Here is a 20926-nt window from a genome sequence, read left to right as displayed (position 1 = left end):
CCTGAGCCGCCCGACGGTCAGAACACCTTTCCGGGGTTCATGATGCCGAGCGGGTCGAAGACCTCCTTGATGCGGCGCTGCAGGTCGAGCTGCGGGGTGCCGAGCTCCTCTTCGAGCCAGCGCCGCTTGAGCGTGCCGACGCCGTGCTCGCCCGTGAGGGTGCCGCCGAGGGCGAGCGCGGCTCGGAACAGCTCACCGGCGGCCTCCCAGATCTCGGCCGGCACGGTGTCGCCCGTGTAGATGAGGTTGGGGTGCAGGTTGCCGTCGCCCGCGTGCGCGACGGTGGGAATCTCGAGCCCGAAGCGCTCCTCGATCGCGCGGATCTGAGCGACCATCGCCGGGAGCGCCGAGCGCGGCACGGCAAGATCTTCGATGAGCACCGAGCCGCGGGCCGCCATGGCCGGGTGGAACGCGCGGCGCACGGCGAGCATCCGTTCGCCCTCCTCCGCGTCGACCGTCATGGCGACCTGCGCACCGAGCTCGCGCAGGATCGCGAGCGCGACGCCCGCGTCGGCCCCGGCCGAGGCGCCGTCGAATTGCACGAGCAGCTGCACCGACTCTGCTGCGGGCGTCGGCAGGTCGAGGTGCTCATGGATGGCGCTGAGCGCACGAGCGTCGATGAGCTCCATCGCCGCCGGCCGCAGGCGGGCCGCCGTGATCGCGGTGGAGGCGGCTGCTGCCGCGACGACGTCGACGAAGGTCGCGCTGAGGGTGGCGGGGTCACCCGTCGGCAGGGGCAGCAGGCGTACCGTGGCCTCGACGACGATGCCGAGCGTGCCCTCGCTGCCGATCATGAGCGCGGTGAGGTCGAGCCCCGTGACCCCCTTGACGGTGCGGTGCCCGAGCTCGAGCAACGACCCGTCGGCGAGCACGACCGTGAGGCCGAGCACGGCCTCGCGCGTGACGCCGTACTTGGCGCACAGTAGCCCGCCCGCGTTCGTGGCGATGTTGCCGCCGATCGTCGAGATCTCGCGGCTCGCCGGGTCGGGGGCGAAGAACAGTCCGTGCGGCTCGACCGCGCGCCCCAGGTCGGCGTTGAGCACGCCCGCCTGCACGACGGCGAGCTGGTCGGCGGCGTTGATCTCCACGATGCTCGAGAGCCGGCTCGTGCTGACCACGAGCTGCGCGGCCGAGGCCATCGCGCCGCCCGTGAGCCCCGCGCCCGCACCTCGCGGCACGACGGGCAGCCGGTGCGCGTGCGCGAAGCGCAGTGCGGTCTGCACGTCGGCGACCGTGCGCGCCTCGACGATCGCGAGCGGTGCGGAGTCGCTGCGCTGCCCCGAGTAGTCGCTGCGCGCCGCTTCCAGCGCTGCCGGGTCGGTGACGACGACGTCGCCGAGCTCGGCGCGCAGGAGTGCGGGCAGATCGGCCATGCCGCCGATGGTACGGGAGTCTCGCTGGCATACTGGGCCGGTGCGGCATCGAGGCCGCCCGGTGAGGAGGCAGGCAGTGGCGCGGGCAGCGGAGCCGGAGCACTCTCACCGGCAGCGGTGGGCGATCATCGGCGCCGGCCCGTCGGGGCTCGCGGCGACGCGCACCCTCACCGCACGAGGCCTCGAAGTGGACGTCTACGAGTCGGCGAGCGACGTCGGCGGGCTCTGGAACATCGACAACCCGCGCTCCACCGTCTACGAGTCGGCGCACCTCATCTCCTCGCGCACGACGACCCAGTTCGCCGAGTTCCCCATGCCGCCCGGCACGCCCGACTATCCCGGCCACCACGCGCTGCGTCGCTACTTCGGCGACTACGCCGATCGCTTCGGGCTGCGGGAGCGCATCCGGTTCGACACGACGGTCACGCGCCTCGAGCCGCTGCACACCGCGAGCGAGGATGCTGCACCGCGGTGGCGCGTCGACTTCAGACCGACCGACTCTGACGATGCCAGTGCCCGCCACTCCGAGTTGTACGACGGGGTGATCCTCGCCAACGGCACTCTCGCCGAGCCCTCCGTTCCCGAGCTGCCGGGCAGCTTCGACGGCCGCGTTCTGCATACGCGCGACTACCGGAAGGCGAGCGCCCTCACGGGGGAGCGCGTGCTCATCGTCGGCGCCGGCAACAGCGGCTGCGACATCGCGGTCGACGCGGTGCACACGGCCGCGAGTGTCGACATGAGTGTGCGCCGCGGCTACTACTTCGTGCCGAAGTACCTGTTCGGCAAGCCCGCCGACACCCTCAACGAGGGGCGGCCGCTGCCCCGACCCCTCAAGCAGTTCCTCGATGCGCGCCTGCTGCGGCTCTTCACGGGCGACCCCGTGCGTTTCGGCTTCCCCGCCGCGGACTACAAGATCTACGAGTCGCACCCGATCGTCAACACTCTCGTGCTGCACCACGCCGGTCAGGGTGACGTGCGCATCCGCCCCGGCCTGCGCAGCGTCGATGGCGACACCGTCACGTTCACCGACGGCTCGACGGGTCAGTACGACGTCATCCTGCTCGCGACGGGCTACCGCCTCGACTACCCGTTCATCGACCGCGAGCACCTCAACTGGCAGGGCATGGCGCCGCGGCTGTACCTCAACATCTTCGAGCCGTCGTTCCGCGGTGTGTACGTCATGGGCATGATCGAGGCGAGCGGCATCGGTTGGCAGGGGCGCTTCGAGCAGGCCGAGCTGCTCGCCGACTACCTCGCCGCACCGCCCGAGGCGCAAGCTGCCTTCCGCGCCCGCGTGCAGAACCGGCCGTGGTCCGACCTCACCGCGGGCTACCGCTACCTCGCGCTCGAGCGCATGTCGTACTACGTCAACAAGCACGCGTACCGCCGCGAGGTGCGGCGCCAGCGAGACCGCCTGGCGCGGGATGCTCGGCGCGCGCTCCCCGTCATGACCCACCTGCCCGCCGCCGACCGCACGCAGCCGCACGAGACCGGAGCCCGCGCATGAACATCGACGAGGTCACCCTCAACTTCACTCCCACGAGCCTCCTGCTGCTCGACATCGTGCTCGCGTTCATCATGTTCGGCATCGCCATGGGGGTGAGCTACCGAGACTTCGCCGTCGTGCTGCGCAGCCCGCGGGCGATGGCCGTCGCGATCGCCGCGCAGTTCCTGCTGCTGCCCGCCCTCACCTTCCTGCTCACTCTCGCCCTGCAGGTGCAGGCCTCGATCGCGCTCGGGCTCATCCTCGTGGCGTGCTGCCCGCCCGGCAACATCTCGCAGGTGCTCACGCATCAGGCCCGCGGCAACGTGGCCCTCTCGGTCTCGATGACCGCCGTCGGCAATGCGCTCGCGATCGTCCTCCTGCCCCTCAACTTCGCGCTGTGGGGCGGCCTGCACCCCACCGGGAGCGAGATCCTGCGCTCGGTGCAGCTCGACCCCGTCGAGATGCTCCTCAAGATCCTCCTCATCATCGCGATCCCGTTCGCGCTCGGCCTCCTCATCGGCAACCGCTGGCCGAAGCCGGTGGCGCGCGTGCAGCCGTGGGTGCGGGGCATCAGCCTGGTGGCACTCCTCGCGTTCATCGTCATCGCCCTCGCCGGCAACTGGCAGTTCTTCATCGCCTTCATCGGCGTGATCCTGCTCGCCGTCTTCCTGCACGAGGCGATCGCGCTCTCGCTCGGCTGGGGTCTCGCCCGGGTGAGCGGTCTCGCCTCGCCCGAGCGGCGCGCCATGGCGTTCGAGGTGGGAATCCGCAACGCGGGGCTGGGTCTGGGGCTCACCTTCGCGTTCTTCGACGGACTCGGCGGCATGGCGATCGTAGCCGGCTGGTGGGGCATCTGGGACATCGTCGCGGGCCTCATTCTCGCGACGCTGTGGGCACGGCACTCGCGTCGGCGTGCCGCCCGGGCCTCCGGGAGCGACGCCGGGGGAGGGACCGCGCCGAGCAGTGCTCCCGCGGAGTCGTCGTGACCCCCGCGCTCCGGCGCGTCTACGTCACGGGAGGCTCCGGCTTCCTCGGTTCCGCGGTCGTCGCGCGCCTCGCGCGCTGCCCCCAGGTCGAGCACCTCGTGAGCGGCGATGTCGCTGCACCGCGCGCACCCCTCGACGGAGTAGTTCACGAGCTCGCCGACGTCACGCAGGGGGAGGCGCTGCGCGAGGCCCTCGCACGCCACCGCATCGACACCGTCGTGCACCTCGCCTCGATCGTGAACCCGGGCCGCGACCTGAGCCGCGAGGACGAATGGCGCATCGACGTCGGGGGCACCCGCGCCGTGCTCGACGCTTGCCTTGCCGCGGGAGTGCGGCGCCTCGTCGTGTCGTCCTCGGGCGCGGCGTACGGCTATCACCCGGACAACCCGGCGTGGCTCACCGAGGATGACCCGGTGCGCGGCAACCCAGAGTTCTCGTACTCCGATCACAAGCGGCAGGTGGAAGAGCTTCTCGCCGACGCCCGAGCGGAGCATCCCGAACTGGAGCAGGTCGTGTTCCGCATCGGAACGGTCCTCGGCGCCTCGGTGCGCAACCAGATCACGGCGCTGTTCGAGCGCCGCCGCCTGCTCGTCGTGCGCGGCAGCGCGAGCCCCTTCGTGTTCATCTGGGACGAGGACGTCGCGGCGGCGATGGAGCACGCCGTGACGGGGGAGCGCACCGGCGTCGTCAACCTCGCAGGGGAGGGTGCCGTGACCGTGCCCGAGTTGGCCCGGCTCATGGGCAAGCGCACCGTGACCGTGCCCGCGAGCGTTCTGGCCCTCGCGCTGCGCCTCGGTCACGCCCTGCATCTCACGCCGCACGGCCCCGAGCGCGTCGGGTTTCTGCGCTACCGGCCCGTGCTCGATGCGCGGCGGCTGCGCGAGGAGTTCGGCTTCACGCCGAGCAAGACCTCACGGGAGGCGTTTCTGGCGTGGTGGGCGACACGCGCGGGCTGACCGCACAATCGCCCTACCGTTTCGTGGGAGAGGCCTGAGAGAACCGGCCCCGCGGTTGACCCTGGCGGCAAGTCTCGGAAGCGTGGCTCGCTGTCCGTCGACCGCACCGCCGAAAGGATCCTTCATGCTGACTCTCACCCCGACCGCCAGTACCGTCATCGAGAACCTCGTCTCGCGCGAGGCCGACCCGCAGACCGCCGGTCTGCGCATCGACAGCGGCGGCCCCCAGTCGACCGAGTTCGCCGTCGCCGTCGCCCCCGAGCCGCAGCCCGGCGACCAGGTCGTCGAGGCCGGCGCCGCGCGCGTCTTCCTCGAGTCCAACGCCTCCGTCGCACTCGACGAGAAGGTGCTCGACGCACAGGTCAGCGAAGAGGGCGCCGTGCGCTTCGCCATCGGCGACCAGGCTCCCGCCGAGTAGCCGAACCCGCTCCACCGCGAGCAGCGCTCGCACCCGCACGGCCCCGCGCGCCGAGTGGCTAGGGTGGTCGCATCATGACTGCGACTGAGAACTCCCGCCTGGCCATCATCGGTGCCGGGGCCGTCGGATCGTCGCTCGCCTACGCCTCCCTCATCCGCGGCTCCGCTCGCGAGGTCGTGCTCTACGACATCGATGCGTCCCGCGCTGAGGCCGAGGTTCTCGATCTCGCCCACGGCACGCCCTTCGTGGGCTCGTCCACGATCGAGGGCGGCGGCGACCTCGACGCGGTCTCGGGAGCCAACGTCGTCGTCATCACGGCCGGTGCCAAGCAGCACCCCGGGCAGAGCCGTCTCGACCTTGCCGCGACCAACGTCGGCATTCTGCGCGACCTCATGCCGCGCCTCCTCGATCGCGCTCCCGACGCCATCTACGTGCTCGTGACGAACCCGTGCGATGTGCTCGCCGTCGCCGCGCAGCGAGTGAGCGGCCTCGATGCGGCCAGAGTGTTCTCCTCCGGCACCGTGCTCGACTCCTCGCGCCTGCGATGGCGCCTTGCGGAGCGACTGGGTGTCGCCGCCTCGAGCGTGCACGCGATGATCGTCGGCGAGCACGGCGACAGCGAGTTCGCACTCTGGTCGCAGGCCCGCATCGGCCCCGTGCCCATCCGTGAGTGGGCCGACGACGCGGGATCGCGCCTGAGTGTCGGGGAGCTCGACACGCTCGCCGAGGAGGTCAAGAACGCCGCATACGCGGTCATCGCCGGCAAGGGTGCCACCAACTACGCCATCGGCCTCTCGGGGGCGCGCATCGTCGAGGCGATCGTGGGCGACGAGGGGGCGATTCTGCCCGTGAGCTCCGTGCTCACCGACTACCACGGCGTGAGCGGCGTCGCGCTCTCGGTACCGAGCGTCGTCAACGCGCAGGGTGTCGCGCAGGTCATCGACGTGCCGTTCTCGGCCGAGGAGGAGCGGGCCTTCCACCACTCTGCCGAGACCATCCAGGGCTCGCTCGAGGCGCTCGACCTCGAGTAGCCGACTGCGGTCACGGCGCCGTGCTCAGTAGTCCGTCTCCGGGGCGCGGTCGCGCCCGCGCAAGCGCTCGGTGAGTCGACGATCGCGCTTCGTCGGGCGCCCCGCCCCGCGCTCTCGCACGATCGCAGCGGGCCGCTCCGCCTTGGGCGGCGGGGGCGGCGTGCGGTCGACGTAGTTCTTCACGGCGAGCGGCGCGCTCGTGCGCTTTGTGATGATGCCCGCCACCTCGACGATGCGCTCGCCCCCCGGGGTGAGGGCGCGCACGGTGTCGCCGGGGCGCACGACCTGCGCCGGTTTGGCGGAGGCCCCGTTCACCTTGACGTGGCCGGCCTTGCACGCCGCGGTCGCTGCCGATCGGGTGGAGTACAGGCGGATGGCCCACACCCACGCGTCCACGCGGGCCCCGTTGCTCGAGGCGCTGCCGCTCATGCGGGGCCGCTCACGCGGAGACCGCTTCCTGCCTCGCGAACGCGATCGAGTCGGCTGCTCGCACGAGGGAGAGGTGCGAGAGCGCCTGAGGCGTGTTGCCCATGTGGCACTCGTTCACGGTGTCGTACTCCTCCGAGAGCAGCCCGACGTCGTTCGTGAGCCCGACGAGCCTGTCCATGAGCACGACGGCGTCGTCGAGGCGACCGGAGCGCGCGTACTGCTCGACGAGCCAGAACGCGCAGGTGAGGAACGGATGCTCGTTACCCTCGAGGCCGTCGACCCCGCTCTCCGTGCGATACCGCAGCGGCAGCCCGTCGCGCAGGAGGGTGCGCTCGATCTCGGCGACCGTGCCGAGCATGCGCGGATCGTCGTAGGCGACATAGCCGATCTGGGCGAGCTGCAGCAGTGAGGCGTCGACCTCCGTGGTGCCGTAGTGCTGCACGTAGTGCCCGCGCTCCGAGTCGAAGCCGAGGCGCTCGATCTCGTCGCCGAGCTGCGCCCGCACGAGCTCCCAGCGCTCCACCGGGCCGCGAAGACCGTGAGTGTGCACCGCCGTGATGCCGCGGTCGAAGGCCGCCCAGATCATCGCGCGGGAGTGCGTGAACCGCTGGTGCGGGCCGCGAATCTCCCAGATGCCGTTGTCCTCCCGATCGAGGTTCTGCGAGATGTGCTCGAGTAGCGCCACCTGCAGCGACCATGAGAAGCCGTCCTCCGCCACCCCCAGGTCACGGGCATCCTCGAGCGCGATCATGACCTCGCCGAAGATGTCGCCCTGGAACTGCGTATACGCCCCGTTGCCGATGCGCACAGGGGCCGAGCCGCGGTAGCCGGGCAGGCTCGGAACCTCGCGCTCATGCAGGTTGCGTTCGCCCGAGAGGCCGTACATGATCTGCACGTCCTCGGGGTCGCCGGCGATCGCGCGCAGCAGCCAGTCGCGCCACTCGTGCGCCTCCCGCTCGTAGCCGTGCAGCATGAGCGCCTCGAGCGTGAGAGCGGCATCCCGCAGCCACACGTAGCGGTAGTCCCAGTTGCGACTGCCGCCCATGTCCTCCGGCAGGCTCGTCGTCGGGGCGGCGACGATGCCGCCCGTCGTCTCGTGCGTGAGTGCGCGTAGCACGAGGAGAGAGCGGCGCACTTCGGCGTCGTAGGCTCCCGGCTCGCGGCACGCTCGCGCCCAACGCTGCCACCAGGCGCGCGTGTCGGCGAGCTGCTGGTCGAGGTCGAGAGGCGGGTAGGGCGTCTTGTGGCTCGGGAACCACGTGAGCACCGTGTCGACCGTCTCGCCCTCGCGCACCGTGAACTCGGCGCGGTGGGCGTGGTCGATCGACTGGAAGTGGGGCCCGCGCACAATCACGGCGTCCGGCCCGGCGATCGCGACGAGCTCCGGCTCCTCCTCGGTGCCGGTCTGCCGCACCCACGGCATCGCGTCCGCGTAGTCGAAGCGGATGCGCAGCACCTCCTCCATGACGACCTCGCCGCTGATGCCGACCACGCGACGGGCCACGTCGGCGGCGCCATCGCCGTGCGGCATCGAGTCGATGACCTCGACCTCACCCGACTCGGTCACCCACCGCGTGATGAGGATGAAGGTGTCCTCCTCGTACTGCCGACTGGTGCACTCGCCCGCTCCGACCGGGTTGAGCGACCAGTGCCCGTGCGTCTCGTCGCCCAGGATGCGGGCGAACAGCGAGGCGGAGTCGAACCGGGGCATGCACAACCAGTCGATCGACCCGGTGCGGCCGACGAGCGCTGCCGACCGGCAGTCTCCGATGAGGGCGTAGTTCTCGAGGGGCTCAGGCATGCGCTCCATCCAATCAGACGCACCTTGCAGGTCGCCTCGCTAGTGTGGAGGGATGACCGGACGCACCCTCATCATCCTCGGCGCCGGCGGCGACCTCACTCGACGGCTCCTGCTGCCGGGACTCGACGGCGTTCTCGCGCAGGGGGAGGCAGATGACCTGGTCGAGCCTCTCGAGCTCGTGGGCGTCGGCCACCACACCATGCCCCAGGAGGACTGGCGCGAGCAGGTGCGCACGGCCCTCGGCAGCGGCCCGCTGCGTGACGCGGTCGTGGAGGGGACGCGGTTCGAGGAGGCTGACGCGACCGATCCGGATGCCCTGCTCCGCCTCCTCGAGACCGCCGAGCATCCCCCCATCCTGTACTTCGCTCTCCCGCCCGCGGTGACCGAGCACGCCATCGAGGCCCTGCGCGGCGTCGACCTGCCGCCCGGCACGCGGCTCGCGCTCGAGAAGCCCTTCGGGGTCGACGGCGCCTCGGCCGCCCGGCTCAACGCCGCCCTCGCGCAGCTGCTGCCCGAGTCCCGCACCTTCCGCATCGACCACTTCCTCGGGCTGGCCACCGTCATCAACCTGCTCGGCCTGCGGTTCGCCAATCGAGCACTCGAGGCGCTGTGGAGCGCCGAGCACGTCGAGCGGGTCGACATCGTCTTCGATGAGACTCTCGCGCTCGAGGGGCGCGCGGGGTACTACGACGGTGCGGGAGCGCTCGTCGACATGATCCAGAGCCACCTCCTCCTCGTGCACGCGCTCGTGGCCATGGACGCACCGGCGAGCGTCGGGGCCGACGACCTGCACGACGCGATGGTCGAGGCGCTCGCGCGCACGCGCGTCGCGGGCGACAGCGCCACGGCGAGCCGCCGCGCGCGGTACACGGCGGGCGACATCGAGGGTCGCAGCATTCCCGACTACGCGAGCGAGGAGGGCGTCGAGCCGGATCGCGGCACGGAGACCCTCGCCGAGATCGACCTCGAGGTCGACGCGCCGCGGTGGCGCGGAGTGCCCTTCACGGTGCGCAGCGGCAAGGCGCTCGGGTCTCCGCTCACCGAGCTGCGCCTCACGCTGCGGCCGGTGGACGATCGCCCCCGCGGGCTGCGGGGAGAGCAGCCGCCCGCGGTCGTGCGCATCGCACTCATGCCCGAGCGGCTCTCTCTCGACCTCGACATCAACGGCGCGGGCGACCCGTTCGACCTCGATCGGGTTCGGCTCGAGACCGAGTTCGGTGCGGGCCAGTTGACCGCCTACGGGGAGGTGCTCTCGGGCATCCTCACCGGCGACGACACGCTCTCGGTGCGCGGCGACCTCGCCGAGGAGTGCTGGCGCATCGTCGAGCCCGTGCTCGAGGCGTGGCGACGCGACGAGGTGGCCCTCGAGGAGTACGCGGCCGGCAGCGCGGGGCCGGAGCACTGGAGCAGTCGCTAGCGTGGGCTCATGACGACCGCACTCATCACGGGGGCCACCGCCGGCATCGGCGCCGAGTTCGCCCGGCAGTTCGCCGCGCAGGGCCACGACCTCGTGCTCGTCGCGCGCGACGCCTCCCGCCTCGCCGAGGCCGCGGCGGCCCTGCAGCATGAGTTCGGGGTTCGGGTCGAGGCGCTGCCCGCCGACCTGCTCGACCCCGAGGGCCTCGACTCCGTCGCGGCGCGTCTCCTCGAACGCCGCCGCCCCATCGACCTGCTCGTCAACAACGCCGGGTACGGAATCCGAGGAGAGCTGCACGAGAACACGGTCGAGCAGGAGAAGCGCCACCTCGACATCCACGTGAGCGTGCCGCTGCGGCTGACCCAGGCGGCGCTCGGCGGGATGCTCGACCGAGGCTCGGGGCGCATCGTGCTCATCTCCTCCGTGGCCGCCTTCACCCCGCGCGGCACCTACGCAGCGGCGAAGGCGTGGGGCGTGACCTTCGCGCGCGGGGCGAACCTCGCCTACCGCGACCGCGGTGTGAGCGTCACAGCCGTGTGCCCGGGGTTCGTGCGCACCGAGTTCCACGAGCGCATGGAGGTCTCGACCGCGGGCATTCCGGTGTTCCTCTGGCTCGATGCGCCGCGGGTCGTGAGGCTGGCGATACGTGGTATCGAGCGCGGCCGCTCGGTCGTCATTCCCACTCTGCGCTACCGCGTGATCGCGGGCCTTGCGAGAGTTCTGCCGGATCGTGTCGCCGCCGCCGGCGGATTCCGCTCGCGCGGAGGGGACTGACCCGAGGAAAGATCGTCGCTAGAGCGACGCGAGCTCGGGGGAGGCCTCGCCGTTCGCGGCGAGGTTCTCCGCTGCCAGGCGCGCCTTCCAGCCGACGAGACCGCGCACGACGGCGCTCGGGTCCTCCGCGAGGTCGGTCATGGCGTCGGCCGGCACGAAGAAATTGAGCGCCACGAACCCGCGCACACGCTCGTCCGGGTCATGAGCGAGGCGGCGCAGGATGTCGCAGGGAACCTGCTCGTTCTTCGCGATGCACGCCCTCACCTCGGCGTCCTCGTCGCGCGAGAGCGCCTCGTAGACCTCCTCGGGCGCGTGGTACGACGCGGCAGCGCTCGCCCGGATCTTCGGATTGCGGTCGGCGGCGAGACGGCGGATGCGCGCGACCTTCGACGCGGTCACGGCGGGGGAGAGGAAGCGCGCGACGGGCTCATCGACGCGATCATCGGCGCGCTCGGCCTGCATCGAAGGCGCGTTCGCCGCGAGCTGGCGCCGCTGGGCGGGAGTGTTGAAGCGAATGCACGACATGGAGGCGAGGGTAGTCAGGAGGCAGGCACATCGGCGGTAGCGCCACGACGGTCTCGGGGAATCCACGGGATGAGCATGGAGGTCGCCCGCTGGTACTCGGCGTACTCGGGGTAGCGCCCGCGCGTGATCGACTCCGTGAAGACCGTCGACCCGATGAAGAGCGCCGTGAGCAGCACCGGGCCCACGAGCGTCCAGTGCAGCGCCGCACCGAGGGCGACCGCCCCCATCGCGTAGAGCACCCACCACTGCGCCTGCTCGAAGAAGAAGTTCGGGTGCCGGCTCACGCGCCACAGCCCCGAGGTCACGAAGCGCTCCTGAGGCTCCCCGCCCGCCGCGATCGTCGCGGCCTTGGCCTGCTGGAACGACCACTGCTGCTGGTCGGCGACGAACTCGCCCATCAGCAGTGCGAGGAAGAGCGCGGCGAGGCCGAGATCGAGCGCGCCGACGGGCGTGCCGCGATTCTCGAAGGCGACGTGCGCGGGCAGCGCGATGAGCAGCAGGAGCGCGTTCTGGAAGAGCACGATGAAGACGATGTTGAACACGTGGAACTGGCCGCTCGTCATGCGCTCGCGCAGGATCGGCCAGCGGTAGTCCTCCACGCCGCGGTAGCCGCCCTTGCGCGCGAAGTTGAACGTCAGCCGCGCTCCCCACAGCGCGACGAGCGCCGTCATGATCGTGAGTCGGGCATCCGTGAAGCCGCTCGCGGCCCAGAAGACAGCGACGTACACGACGGGGACGATCGACCAGATGCGGTCGACCCACGAGTGGTCTCCCGTCACGAGAGAGGCGATCCAGGTGAAGAGGCTGACCCCGGCGGCGATGCCGAGGGCCACGAGAAGGGGGTCCATGCTCGCATGCTAGCGACTCCCGTGCGGCAGCGGATAGTGCACCGAGCGCGGGAGGCGAGCATCACTAGACTGACGGCGTGGCCCAGCAGGAGGAGGAGACGAGCGGGACGAGCGCGGTCGTGAGCGATCGCATCGTCACGATCCCCAATGCCCTGAGCACCGTGCGCCTGCTGCTCGTGCCGGTGTTCCTCGCCCTCGTCCTCACGGGGCAAGACCTCGCGGCACTCGTCGTCATCATCGTCTCGAGCGCGACCGACTACCTCGACGGCATCATCGCCCGGCGATTCGGTCAGATCACCAAGCTCGGCCAACTGCTCGACCCTGCAGCCGACCGCCTCTTCATCTTCGCCGCCGTCATCGCGCTCGCCGTGCGCGAGGTCGTGCCCTGGTGGGTCGTCATCGTCATCGTGGGCCGCGACGTGCTGCTCGCCGTGCTCGGCGTCGTGCTCGCCCAGCACGACTACGGCCCCCTGCCGGTGCATCATCTCGGCAAGCTCGCGACCTTCGCGCTCTTCTACGCCCTCCCGATCCTCGTGCTCGGCCAGGCCTTTCCGCAGGTCGCTGCCGTGAGCGACCCCATCGGCTGGGCGTTCATCCTCTGGGGTGGTTTCCTCTACTGGTGGGCGGGCGCCCTCTACCTCCGTCAGACGCTCGCGCTGCTGGCCGAATCGGCGCAACCGGCACCCGGAGCATCGGATACGCTGGGTCGTGAGGAGGTGCGTTGATGGCTGAGGCCCCGCAGAACGGTCGTACCGGTGACGAGTCGACCGAGTACCGCCCGCACGAGACGACGGTGCACTACGGGCCCGAATTCGCAGCGCAGCTCGCGGCGATGGAGGCGGGCATCTCGCCGGAGGAGCTCGAGGTCATCGCGGCCCTGCCGGCATCCTCGGGCCTTCTCATCGTGCGCCGCGGGCCGAACACCGGCGCGCGGTTCCTGCTCGACTCCGACGTCACGGTCGCCGGCCGCCACCCCGACGCCGACATCTTCCTCGACGACGTGACCGTCTCCCGCAAGCACGCCTCGTTCCTGCGCCACGGCTCCCAGTTCTCCGTGCGCGACCTCGGTTCCCTCAACGGCACCTTCATGGCCGGCGAGCGCATCGAGGAGACGGTGCCCCTCGTCGACGGCTCCGAAGTGCAGGTCGGCAAGTTCCACCTCACGTTCTACGCGTCCCGGCACGACCTGCCCTCGAGCGCCTGATGCCCGCACGGCCCGCCGCCACCCCGGCTCGCGAGCCCGGCAAGGGCGCCCTGCTCAGCATCGGTCAGGTGCTCGCGAAGCTCAGCCCGGAGTTCCCCGATCTGACGCCGTCGAAACTGCGCTTCCTCGAAGAGCAGCAACTCGTCGCCCCCGACCGCACCGAGTCGGGCTACCGCAAGTTCTCGCCGCGCGACGTCGACCGCCTGCGCTTCGTCCTGACCCTCCAGCGCGACCACTACCTGCCGCTCAAGGTCATCCGCAGTCATCTCGCCGAGCTCGAGGCGGGGCGCATGCCCGCCTTGCCGCTCGGCTCGGTTCCCCTGCCCTCGATGCTCGCGACCGAGCGCCTCTGGAGCCGCGAGGAGCTGATGCACGAGAGCGGTGCGAGCGCGGGGCTGCTGAACGACGCCGTGAGCGCGTCGCTCGTCCCGGCCGCCGAGACCTTCGGTGAGGATGCTCTCGCCGTCGTGCGCGCACTCGTCGAGCTGCAGCGCTCGGGCATCGAGCCGCGCCACCTGAGAGGCTTCCGGGCAGCCGCCGAGCGTGAGCTCGGGCTCATCGAGTCGGCACTCGTTCCCGTGTCACGGCGCAACGATCCGTCGAGTCGCGCGAAGGCGGCCGAACTCGCGCGCGAGATCGCGGGTCAGCTCGAAATCGTGCGATCGAGTCTCATCAGATCGGCTCTCGGCAGGCTACAGTCGTAGCAAGGGCCCCGACACGCCGACGTGTCCGAGCGAATGTCTCCGGTCGACGCGGGACGGGTAGCTACTGTGAACGACGGGACAGCAACTGTCACGTTCAACATGAAGGTTAGGTGGGGCAATGGGCGACGTCAGCGGCCGTGCAGAGCGGTACGACCTCGGGCTGCTGTTCACCGAAGGTCTGCCCGAGCTCGATGACCAGGCCGGCTATCGCGGGGCGGTGGCGGCTCGTGCCGCCGGCATCTCCTACCGCCAGCTCGACTACTGGGCGCGCACCGAGCTCGTCGAGCCCACCGTGCGTGGCGCCTCCGGGTCGGGCACGCAGCGCCTCTACGGCTTCCGCGACATCCTCGTGCTCAAGCTCGTCAAGAGACTTCTCGATACCGGCATCTCCCTCCAGCAGATCCGCACGGCCGTCAACCAGTTGCGCGAGGCCGGCGTCAACGACCTCGCGCAGACGACGCTCATGAGCGATGGTGCGAGCGTCTACCTGTGCACGAGCGACGACGAGGTCATCGACCTCGTCAGCCGCGGCCAGGGCGTGTTCGGCATCGCCGTCGGCAAGGTGCTGCGCGAGGTGGAGTCGAGCCTCGTCGACCTCGACTCGACGCCCGCGGCCGACCCGCAGGACGAGCTCGCCGCGCGGCGGTCCACCCGCGCGAGCTGAACCGCGAGCATCCCGCTCGAGCCTCGCGCTCGGCGGTGCGCGCGCTAGCCTGCCGCGTACTCGCCCAGTCGACCCGTGCGCATGACCCGGTCGAGCAACTGGTCGAAGTTGCGCGCCATCTCGAGCGCGCTGTCGCCCGGCCACATGTGCAGGGGCTTCGCCGCGCCCTGAGCCTGCTGCAGCGAGGTGCGCTCGGGCAGTTGAGGGGCGAGCACGAGCGGGCCGAACATGTCGCGCAGCTCCTTGATGCGGAACTGGTGCTCGAGCGACTGCACGCGCGCGCGATTGACGATGATGCCGAGAGGCTGCAGGCGGGGGGAGAGCCCGCGGCGAATCTCCTCGATCGCCCGCAGAGCACGGTCGGCGGCCGCGACCGAGAACAGGCCGGGCTCCGTGACGACGACCACCCGGTCGCTCGCCGCCCACGCCGTGCGCGTGAGCGCGTTGAGCGAGGGGGCGCAGTCGACGAGCACGAGGTCGTAGTCGGCCTCGACGTGGGCGAGGGCCTCCTCGAGCTTCCAGATCTCGCGGATGCTCGGGTGCGGGCCGTCGAAGTTGATCGCGCTCGGGCTGCCGATGAGCACGTCGACCGTGCCGGGGCGACCGCGCGTCCAGCCGCTCGGGGCGATCGCCTGCCGCACCGTGCGCTCCTTGGGCGCGCCGAGCACGTCGGCGATCGTGAGGTGCCCCGCGACCTGGATGTCCATGCCCGTCGAGGCATCGGACTGCGGGTCGAGGTCGACGACGAGGGTGCGCAGGCCCCGAGCGAACGCCGCCGACGCGAGGCCGAGGGTGACGGTGGTCTTGCCCACGCCTCCCTTCAGGGAGCTGATGCTGAGTACGTGCACGAACACCGACCCTACCTTTACTAGTCTGGAGTCGCGTGCATTCGCGCCGACGCCATCCGCCCCCACCGTCAGGCGGCTTCCAGGGTTCGCCCCGGGCCGCCCGCGAAAGGACAAGATGTTCCGCAAGATCCTGGTAGCCAACCGCGGCGAGATCGCGATCCGCGCCTTCCGCGCCGCGTACGAGCTGGGCGCGAAGACGGTCGCCGTCTTCCCCTTCGAGGATCGCAACTCGATGCACCGGCTCAAGGCCGACGAGGCGTACCAGATCGGCGAGGAAGGGCACCCCGTACGGGCCTACCTCGACGTGAGCGAGATCATCCGCGTAGCCCAGGAGTCCGGCGCCGACGCGATCTACCCGGGCTACGGCTTCCTCAGTGAGAACCCCGACCTCGCGCAGGCGGCCGCCGACGCGGGCATCGCCTTCATCGGCCCGCCCCGCTCGGTGCTCGAGATGGCGGGCAACAAGGTCACGGCGAAGGAGAAGGCGATCGCCGCGGGCGTGCCCGTGCTCAAGTCGTCCCCGGCGACGACCGACATGCAGGTGCTCCTCGACGCGGCCGACGACATCGGCTTCCCCATCTTCGCGAAGGCTGTCGCGGGCGGCGGCGGGCGAGGGATGCGCCGAGTCGAGAAGCGCGAGGACCTCAAGGAGGCGCTCGAGGCCGCCATGCGCGAGGCCGACAGCGCCTTCGGCGACGCCACGATGTTCGTCGAGCAGGCGGTTGTGCGCCCCCGCCACATCGAGGTGCAGATTCTCGCCGACTCGAGCGGTGAGACGGTGCACCTCTTCGAGCGCGACTGCTCGGTGCAGCGCCGGCACCAGAAGGTCGTCGAGATCGCCCCGGCGCCGAACCTCGACGAGGATGTGCGTCAGGCCATGTACCGGGACGCGATCGCGTTCGCGAAGTCGATCGGCTACGTCAACGCCGGCACGGTCGAGTTCCTGCTCGACACCGCGGGGGAGCGCAAGGGCGAGCACGTCTTCATCGAGATGAACCCGCGCATCCAGGTCGAGCACACCGTGACCGAGGAAGTGACCGACGTCGACCTCGTGCAGTCGCAGATGCGCATCGCCTACGGTCAGTCCCTCGCCGAGCTCGGACTGCAGCAGGAGCAGATCCACCTGCGCGGCGCCGCCCTGCAGTGCCGCATCACGACCGAGGACCCGGCGAGCGGGTTCCGCCCCGACACGGGCAAGATCACGACCTACCGCTCTCCCGGTGGTGCGGGCGTGCGACTCGACGGCGGCACGATCGCTTCCGGCGCCCAGATCTCCCCGCACTTCGACTCGATGCTCGCCAAGATGACGTGCCGCGGTCGCGACTTCGCCGCCGCCGTCTCGCGCGCCCGACGAGGGCTCGCGGAGTTCCGCATCCGCGGCGTCACCACGAACATCCCGTTCCTCCAGGCCGTCCTCGATGACCCGGAGTTCATCGCGGGCGACCTGAGCACGTCCTTCATCGATGAGCGCCCCGAGCTCGTGACCGCCAACCCCTCGAAGGACCGCGGCACGAAGGTGCTCACGTGGCTCGCGGACGTCACGGTGAACCAGCCGAACGGCCCCGGTGAGGGCATCCTCGACCCGGCCGTCAAGCTCCCGACCATCGACCTGGAAGCGGAGGCGCCGAGCGGCTCGCGCCAGCGCCTGCTCGAACTCGGCCCCGCCGGGTTCGCGGCCGACCTCCGCGCGCAGACCGCTCTCGCCGTGACCGACACGACATTCCGGGATGCTCACCAATCGCTGCTCGCGACGCGCGTGCGCACGACCGACCTCACGACCGTCATGCCGCACGTCGCCCGCATGACCCCCCAGTTGCTGAGCGTCGAGGCCTGGGGCGGAGCGACCTACGACGTCGCCCTGCGATTCCTCGGCGAGGACCCGTGGCAGCGCCTGGCCGCGATGCGCGCAGCGCTGCCCAATGTGGCCATCCAGATGCTGCTGCGCGGACGCAACACGGTCGGCTACACGCCGTACCCGACCGAGGTCACCGACGCGTTCGTGGCCGAGGCTGCGGAGACCGGCATCGACATCTTCCGCATCTTCGACGCGCTCAACGATGTCGACCAGATGCGCCCCGCGATCGACGCCGTGCTCGGCACGGGCTCCACGATCGCCGAGGTCGCGATGTGCTACTCGGGCGACCTCCTCGACCCGGCCGAAGACCTGTACACGCTCGACTACTACCTGCGCCTCGCCGAGCAGATCGTCGACTCCGGCGCGCACATCCTCGCCATCAAGGACATGGCGGGGCTGCTGCGCGCGAGTGCGGCCGAGAAGCTCGTCGGCGCTCTCCGCGAGCGCTTCGACCTGCCCGTGCACGTGCACACGCACGACACCGCCGGCGGTCAGCTCGCGACGCTGCTGGCGGCCTCGCGCGCGGGTGCCGACGCCGTGGATGCCGCGAGCGCGCCCATGGCGGGAACCACCTCCCAGCCGCCGCTCTCCGCCCTCGTCGCGGCACTCGCGCACACCGAGCGCGACACGGGCATCCCGCTGCAGGCGGTGAGCGATCTCGAACCGTACTGGGAGGCCGTACGCACCGCCTACAAGCCTTTCGAGTCGGGCCTCGCTGGCCCCACCGGGCGCGTCTACAAGCACGAGATCCCCGGTGGTCAGCTCTCGAACCTGCGCCAGCAGGCGACCGCGCTCGGCCTCGCCGACCGATTCGAGCTCATCGAGGACTGGTACGCCGAGGCCAACCGCATCCTCGGCCGCCCCACGAAGGTCACGCCCTCGAGCAAGGTCGTGGGCGATCTCGCCCTGCAGATGGCCGCCGCGGGAGCCGACCCGGCCGACTTCGAGGAGAACCCCGGCAAGTACGACATCCCCGACTCCGTCATCGGGTTCATGGCGGGAGAGCTCGGCGACCTGCCTGGCGGGTGGCCGGAGCCCTTCCGCAGCAAAGTGCTCAAGGGCCGCACGCCGAAGATCGGCGTGACCGAGCTCATTGACGAGCAGCGCGCCAAGCTCGCCGGGGAGACCGACGATCGACGGCTCATGCTCAACCAGCTGCTCTTCGCCCAGCCCACCCAGCAGTTCCTGCAGGTGCGCGAGCAGTACGGAGACCTCTCGGTGCTGCGCACGCCCGACTACCTCTACGGGCTCCAGCCCGGCGTCGAGCACACCATCGAGATCGAGACGGGGGTGAGCCTCTTCGTCGCCCTCGAAGCCATCAGCGAGCCGGACGAGAAGGGCATGCGCACCGTCATGGCGACGCTCAACGGTCAATTGCGCCCGGTGCTCGTGCGCGATCGCTCGATCGAGGTCGAGAGCACGAAGACGGAGAAGGCGGACCCCGCGCAGCCCGGCCATGTCGCCGCGCCGTTCAGCGGCGTCGTGACCCTGCAGGTCGGGGAGGGCGACACGGTCGAAGCAGGGCAGAGCGTCGCCACGATCGAGGCCATGAAGATGGAGGCCGCCATCACGTCGCCGGTGGCCGGCACCGTCTCGCGGCTCGCCGTGCCGACCACGCAGCAGGTGGAGGCGGGCGACCTGCTCGTCGTCGTCGGCGACGCATGAGCGGTACTCGAGAGGCCCTCCGTTCCGCGAGTGCGGAGGGCGGTAGACTGTGGTGTTCTGTCACGGTCACCGACCGAGCACGTTCACTGACCGAGGGGGAGTACGTGGCTGCAGCCAAGCGCTCGACTTCGTCGCGCAGCTCCCGCGTCGACGAGGAGTACACCGTCGACGACGGGCGCGAGCCGACCGCCGACGGCGACCTCGCGGCCGCGCTGCCGCCGAGCATGTCGATCGATGTCGAGCTGCCCGCCCCCGTGCACGAGGCGCCCGAGGATGAGCAGGCTGTCGCCCTCACCGAGCACGAGATCGACCCGGCCGTCGTGCAGGTTCTCACGTCCGGCGTGACGACTATCTCGCTCTCGGACGAGGCCCTCGCCGCCATGACGCCCGCGGAGCCCATCACGGGCGCCCTCGATCTGCCGTCGGCGACGACGCGTCGTGACCGCCTCGACGGCACGAGCGAGGGGCCTGAGACGGCCGCCATGCTCACCGCCGATCGCCTGCTCGACCACCCGCGCGGCCGCCGCCCCGCGCCGGAGGGCTTCTGGCCGCGGCTCGCCTACACACTCAGCTTCCACCTCCTCAACCTGGGCGACTCGGCCCGCGTGCGCGCGCGCAAGGAGCTCGACGCGCGCATCGCTACCCCCTTCGTCGGCGGGGCCCGCTTCGTGCCCGTCCTCACTCGCAAGGGCGGGGTCGGCAAGACGACCGTGACGACCCTCCTCGGCATGGCCCTCGCCGACGTGCGCGACGACCGCGTCGTCGCGATCGACGCCAACCCCGACCGCGGCACCCTCTCCGAGCGCGTCGCCCGTCAGACGCGCGCGACCGTGCGCGACCTCGTGAACCGCGGGCCGAGCATCGCGGGCTTCACCGACTTCTCGACGTTCGTCTCCCGCGACGAGACGCGTCTCGACATCCTCGCCTCCGACACCGACCCGATGCTCTCCGAGGCCTTCGACGAGAACGACTACAACGTCGTCGCCGACCTCACGGCGCGCTACTACTCGATCGTGCTCACCGACTGCGGCACCGGCATCGTGCACTCCGTCATGCGCGCGACCCTCCGCCGCGCCGACTCGATCGTGATCGTCTCCGGCGGCAGCGTCGATGAAGCTCGGCTCGCCTCCGAGACCCTCACGTGGCTCGAGGCGAACGGCTACGGCGAGCTCGTGCGCTCCGCCGTCGTCGCGATCAACACGGGAACCCAGGGCACCAACCTCGTCAAGCTCGAGGAGATCGAGGCTCACTTCGCCTCGCGCGTGCGCGCGATCGTGCGCATGCCCTACGACGAGCACCTCGCGGCCGGCTCGGTCATCAACTGGGCCTCGCTGCGGCCGCTCACGCGGTCGGCCGCACGCGAGCTTGCCGCGCTCGTCGCCGAGGGCATGCCCGAGCGTCGCGGAGTCTGAGCGCTGCCGTGACCGTCCGCCCCATCCGCCTCTTCGGCGACCCCGTGCTGCGCAGCCCCGCCGACCCGATCACGACGGTCGACGACAGGGTCAGGATGCTCGTCACCGACCTCCTCGACACCGTTCAGGTTCCCGGCCGCGCCGGAGTAGCTGCACCGCAGATCGGTGTCGGGCTGCAGGCCTTCAGCTACAACATCGACGGCGTCGTCGGGTACGTGCTCAACCCCGAGCTCGTCGAGGTGCGCGGCGACGCCGAACCCGTCGACGAGGGCTGCCTCTCCGTGCCGGGCCTCGGCTTTCCGCGGCTCCGCCACCCGTGGGCGCGTGTGACCGGCACCGACCTCGACGGGCGCACCGTCGACCTGAGCGGCGAGGGCCTGCTCGCGCAAGCGCTACAGCACGAGACCGACCACTTGCGCGGAAAGCTCTACATCGAAGGGCTCGAGCCCGAGGTCAAGCGCGAGGCGATGCGCGCCGTGCGTAGCGCCGAGTGGTTCAGTCTCTAGTCAAACCCTCACCCCTCGGCGCCG

General features: G+C 70.8%; 20 protein-coding genes. 14 read left to right on the top strand and 6 right to left on the bottom strand.

Annotation, left to right across the window (positions count from 1 at the left end):
• Positions 1 to 17 precede the first annotated feature (17 nt).
• Entirely contained in the window at positions 18 to 1373 is a 1356-nt protein-coding gene (locus FK219_RS07330; protein WP_152583544.1) for an FAD-binding oxidoreductase, read from the bottom strand.
• 76 nt (positions 1374 to 1449) lie between these two features.
• On the opposite strand from FK219_RS07330, the gene FK219_RS07325 reads away from it, so the two are divergent.
• The 5 genes from FK219_RS07325 to FK219_RS07305 all read left to right on the top strand — a co-directional run bounded on the left by FK219_RS07325 (position 1450) and on the right by FK219_RS07305 (position 6250).
• A complete protein-coding gene (locus FK219_RS07325) occupies positions 1450 to 2880 on the top strand; it encodes a flavin-containing monooxygenase (protein ID WP_328821642.1) in 1431 nt (476 codons plus the stop codon).
• Positions 2877 to 3845 (top strand): bile acid:sodium symporter family protein, encoded by a 969-nt coding sequence (locus FK219_RS07320; RefSeq protein WP_152583543.1) that lies wholly within the window; start codon positions 2877 to 2879, stop codon positions 3843 to 3845. The genes FK219_RS07325 and FK219_RS07320 overlap by 4 nt, the downstream gene beginning before the upstream one ends.
• Positions 3842 to 4801, top strand: coding sequence for an SDR family oxidoreductase (locus tag FK219_RS07315; protein ID WP_152583542.1), 960 nt, complete (start codon positions 3842 to 3844; stop codon positions 4799 to 4801). Before FK219_RS07320 ends, FK219_RS07315 begins: the two co-directional genes overlap by 4 nt.
• A 124-nt stretch (positions 4802 to 4925) precedes the next feature.
• A complete protein-coding gene (locus FK219_RS07310; protein ID WP_152583541.1) occupies positions 4926 to 5219 on the top strand; it encodes a Fe-S cluster assembly protein HesB in 294 nt (97 codons plus the stop codon).
• Positions 5220 to 5293: 74 nt separating this feature from the next.
• Positions 5294 to 6250, top strand: coding sequence for an L-lactate dehydrogenase (locus FK219_RS07305; protein ID WP_152583540.1), 957 nt, complete (start codon positions 5294 to 5296; stop codon positions 6248 to 6250).
• Positions 6251 to 6274: 24 nt separating this feature from the next.
• On the opposite strand, the gene FK219_RS07300 is transcribed toward FK219_RS07305, so the two are convergent.
• Entirely contained in the window at positions 6275 to 6679 is a 405-nt protein-coding gene (locus FK219_RS07300) for an RNA-binding S4 domain-containing protein (RefSeq protein ID WP_152583539.1), read from the bottom strand.
• Between the two features lie 10 nt (positions 6680 to 6689).
• Positions 6690 to 8480, bottom strand: a complete 1791-nt coding sequence (locus FK219_RS07295; protein ID WP_152583538.1) for a glycoside hydrolase family 15 protein — start codon at positions 8478 to 8480, stop codon at positions 6690 to 6692.
• A gap of 52 nt (positions 8481 to 8532) precedes the next feature.
• Here FK219_RS07295 and FK219_RS07290 point away from each other — a divergent pair, with 52 nt between their 5' ends.
• Together FK219_RS07290 and FK219_RS07285 are read left to right on the top strand one after the other, a co-directional pair.
• Positions 8533 to 9897 carry a glucose-6-phosphate dehydrogenase gene (locus FK219_RS07290; RefSeq protein WP_152583537.1) on the top strand — a complete coding sequence of 455 codons (1365 nt, stop codon included), beginning with the start codon at positions 8533 to 8535 and terminating at the stop codon, positions 9895 to 9897.
• 9 nt (positions 9898 to 9906) lie between these two features.
• Positions 9907 to 10671, top strand: a complete 765-nt coding sequence (locus FK219_RS07285) for an SDR family NAD(P)-dependent oxidoreductase (RefSeq protein WP_152583536.1) — start codon at positions 9907 to 9909, stop codon at positions 10669 to 10671.
• Positions 10672 to 10689: 18 nt separating this feature from the next.
• Here FK219_RS07285 and FK219_RS07280 read toward each other — a convergent pair whose 3' ends face one another.
• Together FK219_RS07280 and FK219_RS07275 are read right to left on the bottom strand one after the other, a co-directional pair.
• Complete coding sequence (locus FK219_RS07280; RefSeq protein WP_152583535.1) at positions 10690 to 11196, bottom strand: hypothetical protein; 507 nt, start codon at positions 11194 to 11196, stop codon at positions 10690 to 10692.
• Between the two features lie 14 nt (positions 11197 to 11210).
• The gene (locus FK219_RS07275; protein ID WP_152583534.1) at positions 11211 to 12044 is read right to left on the bottom strand and encodes a DUF1295 domain-containing protein; all 834 of its coding nucleotides are present in this window, start codon (positions 12042 to 12044) and stop codon (positions 11211 to 11213) included.
• A gap of 77 nt (positions 12045 to 12121) precedes the next feature.
• Here FK219_RS07275 and FK219_RS07270 point away from each other — a divergent pair, with 77 nt between their 5' ends.
• The 4 genes from FK219_RS07270 to FK219_RS07255 all read left to right on the top strand — a co-directional run bounded on the left by FK219_RS07270 (position 12122) and on the right by FK219_RS07255 (position 14616).
• Positions 12122 to 12769 (top strand): CDP-alcohol phosphatidyltransferase family protein, encoded by a 648-nt coding sequence (locus FK219_RS07270; RefSeq protein ID WP_328821641.1) that lies wholly within the window; start codon positions 12122 to 12124, stop codon positions 12767 to 12769.
• A complete protein-coding gene (locus FK219_RS07265; RefSeq protein ID WP_152583533.1) occupies positions 12769 to 13248 on the top strand; it encodes an FHA domain-containing protein in 480 nt (159 codons plus the stop codon). The genes FK219_RS07270 and FK219_RS07265 overlap by 1 nt, the downstream gene beginning before the upstream one ends.
• A complete protein-coding gene (ftsR, locus tag FK219_RS07260; protein ID WP_152583532.1) occupies positions 13248 to 13952 on the top strand; it encodes a transcriptional regulator FtsR in 705 nt (234 codons plus the stop codon). Before FK219_RS07265 ends, ftsR begins: the two co-directional genes overlap by 1 nt.
• 118 nt (positions 13953 to 14070) lie before the next feature.
• Complete coding sequence (locus tag FK219_RS07255) at positions 14071 to 14616, top strand: MerR family transcriptional regulator (protein ID WP_152583531.1); 546 nt, start codon at positions 14071 to 14073, stop codon at positions 14614 to 14616.
• Between the two features lie 44 nt (positions 14617 to 14660).
• On the opposite strand, the gene FK219_RS07250 is transcribed toward FK219_RS07255, so the two are convergent.
• The gene (locus FK219_RS07250) at positions 14661 to 15464 is read right to left on the bottom strand and encodes a ParA family protein (protein ID WP_152583530.1); all 804 of its coding nucleotides are present in this window, start codon (positions 15462 to 15464) and stop codon (positions 14661 to 14663) included.
• A 115-nt stretch (positions 15465 to 15579) separates the two neighbouring features.
• On the opposite strand from FK219_RS07250, the gene FK219_RS07245 reads away from it, so the two are divergent.
• The 3 genes from FK219_RS07245 to FK219_RS07235 all read left to right on the top strand — a co-directional run bounded on the left by FK219_RS07245 (position 15580) and on the right by FK219_RS07235 (position 20902).
• Complete coding sequence (locus FK219_RS07245) at positions 15580 to 18984, top strand: pyruvate carboxylase (RefSeq protein WP_152583529.1); 3405 nt, start codon at positions 15580 to 15582, stop codon at positions 18982 to 18984.
• Between the two features lie 104 nt (positions 18985 to 19088).
• Positions 19089 to 20396 carry a MinD/ParA family ATP-binding protein gene (locus FK219_RS07240; protein WP_328821640.1) on the top strand — a complete coding sequence of 436 codons (1308 nt, stop codon included), beginning with the start codon at positions 19089 to 19091 and terminating at the stop codon, positions 20394 to 20396.
• 8 nt (positions 20397 to 20404) lie between these two features.
• Entirely contained in the window at positions 20405 to 20902 is a 498-nt protein-coding gene (locus FK219_RS07235; RefSeq protein WP_152583527.1) for a peptide deformylase, read from the top strand.
• Positions 20903 to 20926 lie beyond the last annotated feature (24 nt).

The organism is Microcella pacifica (assembly GCF_009371975.2).
GTDB lineage: Bacteria > Actinomycetota > Actinomycetes > Actinomycetales > Microbacteriaceae > Microcella > Microcella pacifica.
The sequence above is the reverse complement of the archived record's forward strand: the minus strand, read 5'-3'. Positions and strand labels throughout refer to the sequence as shown.

Coding starts and splice junctions, on each gene's coding strand:
- FK219_RS07330 (WP_152583544.1), bottom strand. CDS start 1,373: ATGGCCGATCTGCCCGCACTCCTGCGCGCCGAGCTCGGCGACGTCGTC.
- FK219_RS07320 (WP_152583543.1), top strand. CDS start 2,877: ATGAACATCGACGAGGTCACCCTCAACTTCACTCCCACGAGCCTCCTG.
- FK219_RS07310 (WP_152583541.1), top strand. CDS start 4,926: ATGCTGACTCTCACCCCGACCGCCAGTACCGTCATCGAGAACCTCGTC.
- FK219_RS07305 (WP_152583540.1), top strand. CDS start 5,294: ATGACTGCGACTGAGAACTCCCGCCTGGCCATCATCGGTGCCGGGGCC.
- FK219_RS07300 (WP_152583539.1), bottom strand. CDS start 6,679: ATGAGCGGCAGCGCCTCGAGCAACGGGGCCCGCGTGGACGCGTGGGTG.
- FK219_RS07295 (WP_152583538.1), bottom strand. CDS start 8,480: ATGCCTGAGCCCCTCGAGAACTACGCCCTCATCGGAGACTGCCGGTCG.
- FK219_RS07290 (WP_152583537.1), top strand. CDS start 8,533: ATGACCGGACGCACCCTCATCATCCTCGGCGCCGGCGGCGACCTCACT.
- FK219_RS07285 (WP_152583536.1), top strand. CDS start 9,907: ATGACGACCGCACTCATCACGGGGGCCACCGCCGGCATCGGCGCCGAG.
- FK219_RS07280 (WP_152583535.1), bottom strand. CDS start 11,196: ATGTCGTGCATTCGCTTCAACACTCCCGCCCAGCGGCGCCAGCTCGCG.
- FK219_RS07275 (WP_152583534.1), bottom strand. CDS start 12,044: ATGGACCCCCTTCTCGTGGCCCTCGGCATCGCCGCCGGGGTCAGCCTC.
- FK219_RS07265 (WP_152583533.1), top strand. CDS start 12,769: ATGGCTGAGGCCCCGCAGAACGGTCGTACCGGTGACGAGTCGACCGAG.
- ftsR (WP_152583532.1), top strand. CDS start 13,248: ATGCCCGCACGGCCCGCCGCCACCCCGGCTCGCGAGCCCGGCAAGGGC.
- FK219_RS07255 (WP_152583531.1), top strand. CDS start 14,071: ATGGGCGACGTCAGCGGCCGTGCAGAGCGGTACGACCTCGGGCTGCTG.
- FK219_RS07245 (WP_152583529.1), top strand. CDS start 15,580: ATGTTCCGCAAGATCCTGGTAGCCAACCGCGGCGAGATCGCGATCCGC.